Origin of the sequence: Burkholderia sp. Ac-20392 (genome assembly GCF_017104585.1) — a bacterium.
In the GTDB taxonomy this organism is placed as follows: Bacteria; Pseudomonadota; Gammaproteobacteria; order Burkholderiales; family Burkholderiaceae; genus Burkholderia; species Burkholderia lata.
Genome location: NZ_JAAGPB010001125.1, coordinates 1 through 763, shown reverse-complemented (window position 1 = coordinate 763; position 763 = coordinate 1). Strand labels below are relative to the sequence as shown.

General features: G+C 72.3%; 1 protein-coding gene. It reads right to left on the bottom strand.

Annotated features, from left to right (window positions below; translation table 11 throughout):
• Positions 1-763: M48 family metalloprotease (locus G3N99_RS41175; protein ID WP_206125305.1), on the bottom strand; the 763-nt coding region annotated here is incomplete at both ends.

The following is a 763-nucleotide window of genomic DNA, read 5'->3' as shown; positions in this document are numbered from 1 at the left end:
GTACGGCGCGCGGCGCGCGCGATCCTCCATGTCGGCGATCCGCTCGCCGGTCAGCGGGTGCGTGCGCGCGTAGGCCGGCACACCCGCATCGCCCATCGACGCGCGGTCGAGCCGCTCGAAGAAGCCCGGCATCCCGTACGGGTCATAGCCCGCGCCCGCGAGCAGCTGGAAGCCGACGCGATCGGCCTCGCGCTCGGCCGATCGCGAAAAGCGCAGCTGGTTGTCGACCGCATACGCCTGCCCGCCCACCGCGATCGCGCTGCCGAGGTCGCCGCTTCTCGCGAGCACGCCGGCCAGCACGCCGAGCAGCATCGTCGCGAGCGCCGTGTAGCCGGTCTTCTCGTTCGCGCCGATCATCCGCGCAATGTGCCGCTGCAGCACGTGCCCCATCTCGTGGCCGACCACCGATGCGAGTTCCGACTCCGTCTGTGTCGTGACGACGAGCCCGCTGTTGATCCCGATGAAGCCGCCCGGCATCGAGAACGCGTTGATTTGCGGATCGCGCACGGGGAACAGGTCGAAGTCCGGCGTGTAGCCGCCGATGAAGCGCGCGGCCGCCGCGGCCGCGAGCCGCGCCGCCATCGCGTTCAGGTAGTCGCGCACGAGCCAGTCGTCGAGATAGTCGGGATCGCGCCGCACTTCGCGCATCACGCGCTCGCCGAGCCGGCGCTCGGCCTGCGGCGTCAGCGAACCGCCGGAACCGTCGCCCAGGTCGGGCAGCTCGAGCGTGCGAAGCGGCGCGCGCAGGCTCGCGGCCGGCGCC